Origin of the sequence: Enterobacter sp. JH25 (genome assembly GCF_021725435.1) — a bacterium.
Classification (GTDB): domain Bacteria; phylum Pseudomonadota; class Gammaproteobacteria; order Enterobacterales; family Enterobacteriaceae; genus Enterobacter; species Enterobacter intestinihominis.
Genome location: NZ_CP091320.1, coordinates 29989 through 42862 on the forward strand (window position 1 = coordinate 29989; position 12874 = coordinate 42862).

10 protein-coding genes are annotated in these 12874 nt (G+C 41.4%); 9 read left to right on the top strand and 1 reads right to left on the bottom strand.

Going from position 1 to position 12874, the window contains the following annotated elements; genetic code table 11:
* The first annotated feature begins 134 nt into the window (after window positions 1–134).
* From trhF to trhN, 4 genes are all read left to right on the top strand, one after another.
* Window positions 135–647 (top strand): IncHI-type conjugal transfer protein TrhF, encoded by a 513-nt coding sequence (gene trhF, locus L2Y28_RS22725; RefSeq protein WP_001286760.1) that lies wholly within the window; start codon window positions 135–137, stop codon window positions 645–647.
* Window positions 634–2145, top strand: a complete 1512-nt coding sequence (locus L2Y28_RS22730; protein ID WP_001256132.1) for a TrbC family F-type conjugative pilus assembly protein — start codon at window positions 634–636, stop codon at window positions 2143–2145. The genes trhF and L2Y28_RS22730 overlap by 14 nt, the downstream gene beginning before the upstream one ends.
* Before the next feature lie 144 nt (window positions 2146–2289).
* Window positions 2290–3345 (top strand): IncHI-type conjugal transfer protein TrhU, encoded by a 1056-nt coding sequence (gene trhU, locus L2Y28_RS22735; protein WP_181231580.1) that lies wholly within the window; start codon window positions 2290–2292, stop codon window positions 3343–3345.
* Between the two features lie 18 nt (window positions 3346–3363).
* Entirely contained in the window at window positions 3364–6552 is a 3189-nt protein-coding gene (gene trhN, locus L2Y28_RS22740; protein WP_000776701.1) for an IncHI-type conjugal transfer protein TrhN, read from the top strand.
* A 28-nt stretch (window positions 6553–6580) separates the two neighbouring features.
* Here the strand turns inward: trhN and L2Y28_RS22745 are convergent, their stop codons facing one another.
* Window positions 6581–7453 (bottom strand): hypothetical protein, encoded by an 873-nt coding sequence (locus L2Y28_RS22745; protein WP_000771834.1) that lies wholly within the window; start codon window positions 7451–7453, stop codon window positions 6581–6583.
* A 179-nt stretch (window positions 7454–7632) separates the two neighbouring features.
* On the opposite strand from L2Y28_RS22745, the gene trhI reads away from it, so the two are divergent.
* From trhI to L2Y28_RS22770, 5 genes are all read left to right on the top strand, one after another.
* The gene (trhI, locus tag L2Y28_RS22750; protein WP_044704554.1) at window positions 7633–9417 is read left to right on the top strand and encodes an IncHI-type conjugal transfer helicase TrhI; all 1785 of its coding nucleotides are present in this window, start codon (window positions 7633–7635) and stop codon (window positions 9415–9417) included.
* A 394-nt stretch (window positions 9418–9811) separates the two neighbouring features.
* The gene (locus L2Y28_RS22755) at window positions 9812–10684 is read left to right on the top strand and encodes a hypothetical protein (protein WP_000041927.1); all 873 of its coding nucleotides are present in this window, start codon (window positions 9812–9814) and stop codon (window positions 10682–10684) included.
* Window positions 10685–10741: 57 nt separating this feature from the next.
* A complete protein-coding gene (locus L2Y28_RS22760) occupies window positions 10742–11119 on the top strand; it encodes a hypothetical protein (protein ID WP_000120822.1) in 378 nt (125 codons plus the stop codon).
* Window positions 11120–11179: 60 nt separating this feature from the next.
* Complete coding sequence (locus tag L2Y28_RS22765; protein ID WP_000810361.1) at window positions 11180–12157, top strand: hypothetical protein; 978 nt, start codon at window positions 11180–11182, stop codon at window positions 12155–12157.
* Between the two features lie 57 nt (window positions 12158–12214).
* A complete protein-coding gene (locus L2Y28_RS22770) occupies window positions 12215–12856 on the top strand; it encodes an AAA family ATPase (protein ID WP_236919604.1) in 642 nt (213 codons plus the stop codon).
* The last annotated feature ends 18 nt before the right edge of the window (window positions 12857–12874 follow it).

The following is a 12874-nucleotide window of genomic DNA, read 5'->3' on the forward strand; positions in this document are numbered from 1 at the left end:
AGGAATTAACATTCTTATAGGTGAATATTAGGTTGGTTTGCAGACTTCCGAGCGTTGAAAAACATGGATAATAATTACTTGGATAGAGGTGCATCTGCCTAGTAAAAATATTCTTCAGTGCCAGTGAGAAAAATATGAGCGACTACATACCTAAAAAGAGAGGGCTGCTTATACTGGATTGGTATGTCCCCCTTAATATTTTATTGCTGATTCTCGTTATGTGTGTCTTTTTCACCCGTTATACATTTGGATACGGTTTATTGAATGGGTGCCTGCCTGCTGATTTTTATATGATTGATCATTCGGATAAAAGTATTAAAACTGGTGAACTCATAGCATTTAACATGCCGAAATCGGTACGTTTTATCCCAGAAAATGAACGAGTCATAAAAATTGTTGCCGGTGTGGGCGGTGACAAACTTAAAGTAACAATGGATGGGGTTTATAACGGGGACAAATTTTTTGAAGCTAATGCACGTCGTATTTCGAAGAAATACAATATTCCGTCCATTTTGATTGAAAAAGAATTGATAATTCCTGAAGGCGAAGTTTTCCTAATTGGGCAAACCGATCACTCATGGGATTCCCGTTTTTGGGGAACAGTAAAGCTGAATTCAGTAATTGGGAAAACATATGCGATCTTTTAATGTAAATAAAAAATATTTACCAATACTTCCTGGACTTGCGTTATGTGCAGTTTTAAGTAATACAAATGCAAGCACTGAGTATCAACATGATGCTGACCTAATCGCTCAGCAAGCAAAAGGGCTTGGGGCACAGGCTAAAGGTGCACAGCAGCCAGATGGGGCTCTTAGCCTTGATGCTACGCTAAAATCACCAGATGTGCAGAAGTACATAGCGCAAGCTGAAGCACTCCAAAAAAACCAGGACCTGAGCAAGCAAATAAACCGTGGTTACGTCCCCGGTATGAATGCGGATAGTGTTCAAGCAGTTATAGACCATACCCAGGCTATCAGGGCCCAAAGTAATAACTCTGAAGCTGTCAACGATATAATTAGAAGACGTGATGAAATTCAAGAAAACGCCAGCCTTAATGAAGCGGCTCTGAAAGCTGTGGAAAATAAGCCGGAAGTCATGCGAGGACAATCTAAAAATATCGAAAAATTGTTTGGTTCCTCGGGCATCACAGCTGCTGACTTCGAAAGAAAAATGGATAGCACACGTGAAGAAGCACTATCAACTGAAAATGGAATAACGATCTTTGCTTCATTTAGCTTGCCGGATTATGTACTGGAAGACCTTCTACGTACGGCCTCAGAGCATAAAGCTCGTGTAGTTTTCAATGGTCTAAAGAAAGGAACTACTCGGCTACCAGAGACACAGGCAGCAATAAACCAAATGATTGTCAAAGGAAAATTTGAATCTCCTTTGATTACAATTGATCCTGATAGCTTCAGTCAGTATCAAGTAACTCAAGTACCGACAATTATTTCTAGGGAGCAAGCTCGTTTTGCAAAAATGGTAGGCTCCTTCAACGTTGAGTTTTTTCAGCGAGAACTTGCTAAAAAACCCGATCAGGATATTTTCCCGGTTGCTGGTACCACTTATCCCGTTGAAGAAAAGAGCATCATTAAAGAACTGGAAGAACGTGCACAAAAATATGACTGGGAAGGTGCAAAAAAAAGGGCCGTTTCTGACACATGGAAAAATCAATGGATGGTCGACCTCCCTCCTGCCCAGGAACACAAAGAATTTTTAATTGACCCTACAGTGAGGGTCACTCAGGACGTAAAAGATAAGCAGGGCCGTGTAATAGCTTCCGCCGGTGAGTTGATTAATCCACTTTCGAGATTTCCTCAAAACCTGACGATGATAATTTTCGATCCACTCAATCCGGGCCAGCTGGTATGGGCTGAGCAGCAGTATCGACAACGTCTGGGTAGTGGAAAAGTAATGCCAATGTTTACCCGTATCCAAAAAGATAATGGATGGGATCACCTAAATGATTTACGTGAAAAATTTAACGGTAAGGTGTTTAAAGTTAACGAACAGATCATCTCACGCTTTCAGATTAAAAACACACCTGCGCTTATAACTACTGACCAAGATAAATTCCGGATCACCCTGTTTAGCGAGGCAGAAGTCCGTGGTATCGGAGCCCCAAATCTTTCAGAGGAAAAATAAGATGAAACTCGGATTTATTATAGGCGCTCTCTTTGCAACATGGCTGACGCTAAATTATCCGGACCAGATGAGAAGTTATTTTACCAAAGCCGTCGACTATATCGAAAGTGTTGCAACATTTATTACATCCAAGTGAGCATGATGGTGAAAAAATTCAAAAAGTTACTTTTAGAGTTCATTGTAGCAGTTATGCTTTCGCTTTCTATACCGGGTATGGCTATGGCAGCAGATGCTGGAGTCCCTGGGGCTATGTGTCAGTCAGCTGGAGTGTGGCAGGGCTTGATTAAGAATATCTGTTGGAGCTGCATTTTTCCCATGAGGATAATGGGCATAGGGGCAGCTCCAGAAGGCGCTGCTCCTTCACGTCCGGGTTGCTACTGCACAGATCAGAACGGCGTACCGGAAATAGGTTGGCAATTGAGCTTCTTTCAGCCGGTGAAGATTGTAGAAGTTGTAAAGAGCCCCTGGTGCAGCCCCTTTCTTGAAGGCACGATGCTTCAAAAATCGCAGTTTGATATTGGTAAAAGCAACACAAATCAGCCAATGACAGCAACTGAAGCCGGATTTTACGATGTTCATCTTTGGGAGTTCCCAATCATGACAATGCTCAAATTACTGATTATTGGCGAGTGCACTGCTGAACCCTATATAGATGCCAGCCTGACCTATATAAGCGAAGTGGACCCTATGTGGGAAAGTGATCTGCTTACACTCGTCCTGAATCCAGAGGCAGTAGTTTTTGCAAACCCAATTGCCTCAATGGTGTGCGCTGCTGACTGTGTAGCAGTAACAGCAGGAAAGGATAATCTCGCTGCATACTTTTGTGCCGGATGCGATGGCAACCTTTATCCATTAACCGGCCACATTTACGCAAATGATGACGCTGTAAGGACGAGTTCACTGATAACCCAGCGTCTTCTGACTAAACTACATCGCCAGGGAATGCTGATGCGAACGATGGGAGCAGACGCAATGTGTGAGAAAACGTGGGAATACTTTACACCTCGTTCCCAGTATCGGCTTTCAATGCTTTTCCCAACTCCTGAGGCGAAAGGGCCGGATTGCTGTCATCGTCTTGGTGATTCGGTACATGACTGGTCAACCCTTAAAGGTGGGCGCAAAAAAATAGGCAATGATAATTATGTCTATATGTTGTGGCGTTACAATGACTGTTGCGTCAGATATATACCAGGCGCTTGATTTCTAAGGGTAAAAATAATGAAACTTAGAAAAACGATAGCTTCAACTATTATTGCATCAATGATTGCCAATACTATGAGTTGGGCTTTTTATATCTCTCTCATAAATATGGTAATGACTCCTCGTATTTATGCGGCAGACGCTATATTTGACCAGCTCGAAAGTAACTTTAATCTTGCTAATCCTAACGCAAATCGCAATGCGACAACCAGTGCTCAGGACATTGTTGAGAAGTACAAGAATGCGGATTCAGGCGAGAATGTCAGTGGGAAGATCACCGAGAAATACGTGGGTAAAGCCGAATCCGCTAATCTTAATCTCGGAAAGTATGGGGCAGGGAACTCAAATGAAAGTGTCATGAAAAATGCCGCATCCGATGGAAAGTCCATTGGTAGCGCCGTACAACTGCCGAGTATGTCTGGAGGGACAATCAATTCAAACTATACCAAGGAAGGGGCAAAGCTGCTCTCTCGGGATGCTAATGGCAACATTGGTATAAGCAGTAATCCCAATACTACTCCTGGAACCAAAACAAATACCGGAGAGATTTTCAGCTCAGAGCAAAAGCACAGCGATATTAAGTTCAATGCCGCAGATCGTTATGGGGATGAGGATGGCTTTGTAAACGATATAAAGAATCGGAAAAGCCAGTTATTTGATGCTCAAAGTTATGATGGCGTTGCCTACCGCACCCTCGTAAATGCTAACAAGGACAACCCGGCATCATCTATAAAGCCTAACGATCCCATGTTTACTGCGGGGAGAAATGAGATAACAAATGCTGTTGCTGGTACTGGAAACTGGCTTCAGAACTGTAATGTTGAGACCTCTAAAAAAACAGTAACCACACACTATCCTGATTACAAAGAGTTCTACTGTAACTCGCCTAAGCAAGATAACTTCAGCAGCTGCACGATAACCCGTGATTTTTCAGTCCCTGTTTACATTTCAGGCGGAAACGGAGACATGTCGATGTGCGGCGATAATTGTGTGCGTATATGGTTTGGTCGCCGTGATGACAACTACTGGAGTGACGGGGTATATGATAACGAACTGACATTAAAATTCCATCCGGATGCAAAATTGGCCTCAGCAAAGATTGTTAACGCGGAGTGGGATGACCACATGCGGGTAACACTTGATGGCACGCAGATTTTTGCTCACATAGATGGTGCATATCGAGAAAGTGACTATCCGGCTCCTAAGGGATCTTGGGAGTTAAAAAAATCGTGGAAACTCGACAAGGTTTACGATGTGACTGATAAGGTCAGAAAATCGGTGTATGAGGAGCCTGATCGAGAAGTGACAATGGCATCCAGAGTATGGGTTGGTGGGAAGGGTGAAGGGTATTTTGAGGTTGAGCTGACTTTTGAAAATATGAAGCTCGAAGATAAGCACGTCCAGGAACCAGCTGGTTGTTACGATGCTGTACAAGCTCCGAATACATTCTGCCGTTTCGATCGGTTTAAAGATATGGATGTTGGCACAAAACGGCTTCCGGAAAGCGTGCTTTCATTGGCAAAGCCTCTGTATGAAGGTGATAAAGGATTTCTTACCTGGAAGACAAACCTTGAAGGCTACTTTTGTGATCCATTGGCCAAAGACAAAATTTGCTCTTATGACGCTAGTGGAAAAATTATGAAAGACGCTAATGGAAAGGACCTCTGTTACAACTATGAAGAAATAAAGAGTATGCCTGATGCATGTAGTGCTTATAAAAATGATGCAGCATGTGTACTCGATAAACAAACATGTGCAGAGGGTTGGTTCGATGAGGGCACTAACAGTTGCTACATGTATGAACAGAAATACACCTGTGACAGAGGGAAGGATGTAGTTCGGGAGGTTGAATCTTCTACAAATGCCTGTGTTGGCATGATCCCATGTTCAGGTGGAACATGCGAAACTGGGCCAAAGGAAGAGAACAACGATTTTGGAAAAGTTGCGGCTTATTCAAACATGGTTCAGTACATGCAGGGCGAAGCCAAATGCGAAGACCCTAACGATGCCAATTCATGTTCCGTCTTTGAAGGAAAACCTGAATGGTGTGGTCGTTCAGTAGGCTTTGTAAATGGCCTGGCAAAGACGGACTGCTGCGAAGCACCACAGGGAACCGCAGGAGCACTTGAAGGTATCATGCTTGCCGGATCTATGATCAGAAACACAAACTGGACCAGAGTTAATGCTCAGCTAATAAAATGGACCGGCGGTGATACAGGTACATGGGCTTCTATGTCTAATGCGGTCGGAGAGTGGACTGCATCAGCTGGTAAAACAGTAGGGCAAATGTGGAACAACGTCACGAGCTCCTTAACGAGCGTATATGAAAACGTCGCTGGTAATCTAAGCAGGGCAGTTGGGTCTTCCGCAACTTCTGGAGGGGCAGGAGGTGCTGGCCAGTTGGCACAGGAAACAATGTCCAGCTTCGGTATAGGTCAGCTTAAGCAGATGGCAATGAAGAAAGCCTACGAATTGCTACCAGATACAGTTCGTGACTTTGTCTTTAAGAACGTTGCTACTACCGGAGGAGAGGTTGTCTTCTCGGCTGCGGTTCAAAACTTTATGCTTGCATTAAACGTGATCGGTTGGATTTATACAGCCTATCAGGTCACTAAAATGCTTTTAGAAATGTTGGTAGCATGCGACCAGAAAGAGATGGAAGCTTCTATTCATAAGAATCAAAAATCCTGTTTTACATTAGATACGGAACGATGCGTCAAATATCTGAATGTTGGTTTCACAAAGAAATGCGTTAAAAAAGCAACAGACATGTGCTGTTATAATTCCATGTTGTCACGCGTTATTATGCAACAAGCTTATCCGCAATTAGGAATAGACCCTGTCGCCTCTAATTGCGTGGGGCTATCAATAAAGCAAATACAGCAACTGGATTTCGATAAAATTGATCTGACGGAGTGGATTAATGATGCAGTTCAGGTAGGAGAAGTTCCTGATCAATATTCAAAATTCTCCGAAGAATCAATTGTGGAAAACTTACCATTCCAGAATGAGAACTATCAACTTCCATCAGAACGTACCAAGGAAGCAATGGGCGGTGAAGAAAATATGATAAAGGCCAGACAAGAAAATGCTCAGGCTATAAAAGAGGAAAATGTAGATTGTAGCTATTTACCTCGACCGGCCATATGTGAGGTAGGTTCAACTACGCTGGATCCGGTTACGGGCAAGCAGTTGCCGAAATATTGAAGAAGGGGCCGTTAGGCCCCTTTTTTAATTACTTGGCTTTCAATGTTTTTTCTGGGAAGCCTTTTTTACCGTATTCACCGGTAAAGAGGTAATAATCTTTTCCGTTGATGGAGGCTGCAACACCCCCTGGAGTTGTTGTATTTGGGCTATCAGAACGGAAAATGATACCCGAAAAATCAGCGCTTGTTTCGTTTCCTTTAAATGGGATGAACACATAACGAATTACAGCGTAATCACCAGCGGGAAGGTTTAGCTCAGGAATTTCGGTTCCTGTTGCGGGGCGAATCGCCTGAAAGCTGTACATTGAATCTGTAGGGAAAACATCAGCATCAGGCTTAGAGGGCAGATCACAGGTACTCCATTTATTGACGACTGCCATATCAATTTTACATGTGGCCAGAGCTGCTTTCTGTTTTTCAGGGTTGTATCCAAATGAGGCCTGAGTTGCTTTTGTATGCTCAAAAACATACTTAGCTCCCTCACGTACCAAACTTTCATCATTGTAAGGCAATTTTTTTGGATTGGGGACGAACACTAGGTATTGATTGACCTGGATGTATTCGGCGTCAGAAGAACTGTACAAAGAGCTGAGGCTCATGATCCCAAAACCTTTTAGACCGCCTGTTACGTAGCCCATCGAACTATTGATGAGATACTTAGAAAGAAAGTTGTCGGCATCCCCTCCAGGAGTAACCTCTTGCTCCTTAAAATTAACGTCGAAACCAGCAAACGAATAGGCATTCTTGGCGACAGAATCATTTGCATTAGCATGCCAGTACTGGCCGTGACTGTACGCATTCAGAGCGGTGCCTGGCGTAGTGCCGGTGTCACCGGCACAACCCGATAGGGAAAAACCAATGACGACAGAAGAGACCAGAGATACTAAACGTAAAAGTTTCATTTAAAGCCCTTTTTGTAATGTCTTTTGGAGATGGAACCATTATTCCATAGTCACGCGTTTCACAAACAACCTGATTGCATAAAAAAGGAAAAAAAGTGATTTCCAGTAGAACCAGCAGTACACAAGAAAAGCGCTTTTATAAAAATGTATAATTATTAAAACGAAGTAATGAGGTTGAAATGGGTAAGCCAACAGAAGAGCAAAGACCTGTTATCGAGAATGCTAGCGCAAACAATATGGTGATAGCAGCGCCTGGATCAGGCAAATCGTTCACCATGATAGAAGCGGTTATATCGATTCTCAAAAAGTATCCATATGCAAGAATCGGGATGGTGACCTTTACTCGCGCTGCAACAAACGCACTTGCAGCAAAGTTACAAAAGCGATTGAGCAAGAAGGATCTTGACCGGGTGCTGGTGGATACTTTTCACGGACTCGTTAAGAAGCAACTGGACATGATTCGCTGGCCGGGAAAGATGTTGATAGGGCCAGCACAGAGATCTGTCATTCACCGGGCTTTGAAAGAATCCGGTGTAACGATGAAGTTTGCTGAAGCTGAATTCGTTATTGATGCTATCGGCAGAGAAATGGATACGGATGTGATTTCAGTTCGGCATAACAGACAACAGATCCATTTGTTTAATACCTATCAGGCGTTATGCCAGAAAGACCATGTGGCGGACCTCAATGCTCTTTCAAAATTTGTTGTCGGTCAAATGCATTCGGGAAAAATGCGCACGTTAGATTTGACACATTTGATAGTAGACGAAGTTCAGGATACTGACTCTATACAATTCTCATGGATAGCATTGCATACAAGAGCTGGAGTCTATACGAGTATAGTTGGAGACGATGATCAGGCCATCTACTCCTTCAGATCCTCAGGAGGAGTCAAAATATTTCAACAGTTTGAAAAACACTTCAGACCTAACATATTTTACTTAAACACATGCTTTAGGTGTGAACCTGAAATTTTAGAGGTGGCCGGAGCACTGATAGGAAAGAATGTTTACCGTTATGCCAAAGAGTTACGCTCGGCAAAAAAGGGAGGGGGAAAGGTCACTTTTCGTTCATATGTAGATATGGAGGAACAGATACAGGGTATTTTAAGCCTTATAAATCAGGATCCACATGGATGGGCAATTCTAAGCCGCAATAATGCTCACTTGGATGAGCTAGAAAGTTTGATCGAACAGCCAGTAATTCGTTACGGAGGTAAATCATTCTGGGATGAAAAAGAAACAAGCGATGTGTTAAGCCTTATGGCCTTTTTCCGACAATCAAATGATCCTCGCTTAATGAAGAGAGTATTGGCATTGTTTGGAGAACAGGAATCAGTTTTGGATGAAGTGGCATTGAGTATGAGAGGAAGAAAAGTTACTTTTGGCGACCTTGCCATCCCGGAGGACAGTTCTCTCGAAACAAAAACATTACATTCAAACTTCGTGCGCTTTACCCAGGAAAGTTCTGATAAAGTTGAGATAGCAAAACGTTTCGCCAACCTTACGAAATGGATGGAATCGTCGTCAATCAAGATGAGGAGTAATAAAGGTACAGCAACCTTAACAAAAATTGCTTTAGACACTTGTAAACAGTGGGCAGAAAAGACTGGTTGGATGAATATGATAAATCGTGCTGCTGCAATGTCATTAGGCCCTAGGAAGAAGGACGAGGAATACAGCCCAGAGAAAGTAGTCCTATCAACCTTGCATGGTTCAAAGGGTCTTGAGTGGAATAAAGTAATAATAATGAGTTGTAATGCGGATCAGATACCAAGTAAAAGATCAGTTGGGGAGGAGGCAATAGAAGAAGAAAGACGTTTGCTTTATGTTGGATTTACGCGTGCAGAAAAGCAACTTTTTGTAATGTGGTATGGTGATCCTTCTTTCTTTTTAAGAGAATGCAGTGAAGAAAAGATGAAAGAAGCAGCTAATATTCGAATTTCTCCACTTTATACAGAATAATTCGATATGGGCATTTACTTATGCTTAAAGCTATAGTATAAAAACAATGAGCTTAAATATCAGCTCCCAAATTTGAGTAACTTTGCTTAAAGTTACTTTCGCGTTAAGCGTTGATTTAGCCGTGAAAAGCGGCCAGCTTAAACAAGCTGTAAGACACCACCGGCAAAATGTCACCTTTGTCGCTGGTGCACTTCCCATGCCTGCAAAAGGCAATCTGAATTTACCAAACCGTAACTAATTTAGCTCCTCCTGGGGCTATTTTTGTTGCGTACTTCTAATGCCAGATAGTATAAATCAGGCGGTTCATAGCTTACGGGAGATGAATGACAGGCTTTGCCTTCGTGTTGAAACAAAAATTTGTTTCTTCCTTCTTACTATATATAGGTGACCCCAAATGTCTAAAAATAAAGCTCGCAGTAAAGCCCTTCATCAAACCTTTAGTGAAATTATTCCAGAGATGGATAAGGCGCTAAACAAACAGCTCTTAGAAGTTCTGATGAAATATACAGAACGTGATAATGAACTGATTGTTATTTTGAATGAGGACGGCCCAAATATCATTGAACTTAAGTCTCTTAAGCCTGTGTCTTTGTTGGCCGAAAAGCTTTCTGCTTATTCAAGCTATTATCATGTGGATGTTGTGGAGCTCGTGGTCAAGAAAATTGATTTCGAAGGAGCTTATAAGCTTCTTAAAGCTTCCCCAGATGTACCACTTTTTAAAAGCTTAACTGAACTGGATAAATATCTTGTTGAGGAGTTTGAAAAATACGGATTAAATTCATTTCTTGACGTGGATAATCTGGATTACTCACTTGAAAAAGCCAGTGAACTCAAAAATGAGCAGTTAATAAATTGGGTTTCGGACATCATTTGCAAACGTGAAAAATTAACTTTACGTAAGCGTTTTGATGTCGCAGTAAAGGCCCACTACGAAAATGTAGAAAAAATGTATGATACCATTCGTCCGTTAATGAAAAAACTGGGTTTCCCAGAAGATCTCATGACGCACACCTTTAGTGAGTTAAGCGTTTTTGAAACTAAAGGATGGGACCATGCAATAAAATCGAAAATTGAGACTCTCGCTAAGCGTGAAACTCAATATTTAGATGATGCGGCTAAAGCAGAGAATCGACGTCTTGTAACAGAGAAGTTGGAGAACTCTTTAGCGATTGCACCAACTAAACCAACAAGAAATTGGTTACATATTGCCGGAATTGCCTGTTTGGTAGTCTGCACGTTCATGTATGTAACTAATAAATTTATTTAATCCTGTTAAGGGGGAACCCTAACGGGGCTTCTCTTTGAACAAATCGAGGAGCGGAAAATGTCATATCTTGAATATATCAATGAAGTAAAAGTGTCCGGGATAGTTATCAGTGCTGTGGAGAAAAAAATGACTGACCAGAGTATAGGTTTGTTAATAAAGCTCAAAAATAGGATGAAGACAGAAGTTGATGGTGAAATCACTGAGAGAGAATTTTCAGTTCAAATCAAGGTGTCGCCTGAAATGTATTCAACCTGTTTCACTGGTATAAATCAGGGTGATGAGTTGATGGTCTCCGGTTATATTGTTGTCGATACTATTATGATTGAAGGGAGAGAACATCCTCTTGACTACATGAGAGTGGTAGCAACAAGTAAGTTGGCTCACATACCTAAACCTCTAAAAGGTTTTGGACAAAGTAGCTTTAATCAGATCTGACATTAAACCCACCCTAAAGGGGAGAAATCCCTTCATGGGATTTCTCCTTTTGGAGTCCCCATGAAACAAAAATTTAGGGCTACTGCAATAAGTAGTAATCAACTTAGTTTTTTTTCTATATTCGATATAGATGAAGATGAAATAACGCAAATAGTTGATTCACCCAAAGAGCATTTAAATGATGCATACACGTCCGGATTAAACTTTAAATCAGATGAAAGTAACATTTCTGAGATAAATTATGATTCTGAAAGGCGTGAAAATCACCTTTATGAAAAATCCAAATTACTTAAAAATCAGATTTTGCATACAATTAATTTTGCAGCAGAAACAGATTATCTATATTCGGTTGAAGAATATAACCCAGATTTGGGTGGTCTGGTAATAGAATGGACCCCTGAGGATGTGTATGTTGTTTTTCTATCCGCTATGGAAGAGTCTTTGGAAATCATTAAAGAACTAGTGTTGAGGAGAAAGTTATTCTTCAAAGATGACAATGGTAATATCACAGTGAATCCACTTTTAGAAGCTGAAACACGGTGGTATATGTCAAAATCATTTGAATACACTTGTTTATCTCATGGACTTGATGCATGTGAATTTAGAGCGGAATTAAAATCATGGCTCTATTATCATTCGCATCGTTCGATTAGTGAAAACACGAAATTAGCTGAATGCAGGAATGATGATGAAATCATTTTGCATGATTGCAATGACGATATGGGCTGGGACATCTTCTTTGATCAGGATTATTTAATGTCAGAAAAAAAACTGGCTGTTAAATGGACTGACAGGGAAATTATGGATGTTTACATAAAAGCTTTTAAATCCACATTAGAGTTGTTTGACGAGCTTGTTTCATGTGATCTGTTAACTAAACGAAACGCTTTTGGCAAGTTAGAAATAAATCCAATATTCGAAAATCATTTTGAATGGATCATGTCTGAAGCTTTTGAAATAGTGGGAAATCATCTTGGTTATAATGTGCCTCAAATCAGGAAACTGATGGCAACTATTTGCCAAATGAATCTCAAATAAAATGCCACTGGCAAACATCTGCCAGAGGGCGGTGTTTGCATTTTACCGGAGTTAAAAATGTCTAATGCCGCTATGAAGTTAAATGAAACATCTTCTGATGCTTATGAAAAATTAGAAGCTCTTCTTTCCCCGGATGTTATAAAGTTAAAACATTATGTGGATAAAGGTGAGTATCTTTTAGTTCTAGCAAAGGACCTTTTTGGTATTCCAGAAATGGATCCAAAGATGGCTGTGCCTGTTTTCAAAACTAAAACCTCGTATCGAGCTCCGCTGAACAAAGACTACATACCAAATCCCCGAATACTTGAACAAGTGGTTAAACTGCTTATCAGTCCGGATATAGATTTAAGTGTGTGTCTTAAAGGTGAGTCCGGTTCTGGCAAGACTGAAATGGTAATGTACATTAGCCACATGATGAATTGGCCGCTGACAATTAAGCAGATCAACAGCAATATTCGAGTTGATGAGCTTGAAGGTGAGCGCAGTCTTAATGGTGGTAATACAGGTTTTGTACACAGCGATTTGGTAACGGGATTTCGTAATGGTCACCTCATTCTTCTGGATGAAGTGGACAAAATCGATCCTGATACGGCAGCAAAACTTCACATGCCCATTGAACGTAAGCCCTGGTCACTCAGTGCTAATGGTGGTGAGGTTATAACTGCTAATGGCGGTGATGCTGCCAACTTACTGATTTAGTGTATGATGGTGTTTTTG

Excerpts from the sequence above, each read along its gene's own strand:
- L2Y28_RS22755 (WP_000041927.1), top strand. The coding sequence starts at position 9,812 with ATGTCTAAAAATAAAGCTCGCAGTAAAGCCCTTCATCAAACCTTTAGT.
- trhI (WP_044704554.1), top strand. The coding sequence starts at position 7,633 with ATGGGTAAGCCAACAGAAGAGCAAAGACCTGTTATCGAGAATGCTAGC.
- L2Y28_RS22745 (WP_000771834.1), bottom strand. The coding sequence starts at position 7,453 with ATGAAACTTTTACGTTTAGTATCTCTGGTCTCTTCTGTCGTCATTGGT.
- L2Y28_RS22765 (WP_000810361.1), top strand. The coding sequence starts at position 11,180 with ATGAAACAAAAATTTAGGGCTACTGCAATAAGTAGTAATCAACTTAGT.
- L2Y28_RS22770 (WP_236919604.1), top strand. The coding sequence starts at position 12,215 with ATGTCTAATGCCGCTATGAAGTTAAATGAAACATCTTCTGATGCTTAT.
- L2Y28_RS22760 (WP_000120822.1), top strand. The coding sequence starts at position 10,742 with ATGTCATATCTTGAATATATCAATGAAGTAAAAGTGTCCGGGATAGTT.
- trhN (WP_000776701.1), top strand. The coding sequence starts at position 3,364 with ATGAAACTTAGAAAAACGATAGCTTCAACTATTATTGCATCAATGATT.
- trhF (WP_001286760.1), top strand. The coding sequence starts at position 135 with ATGAGCGACTACATACCTAAAAAGAGAGGGCTGCTTATACTGGATTGG.
- L2Y28_RS22730 (WP_001256132.1), top strand. The coding sequence starts at position 634 with ATGCGATCTTTTAATGTAAATAAAAAATATTTACCAATACTTCCTGGA.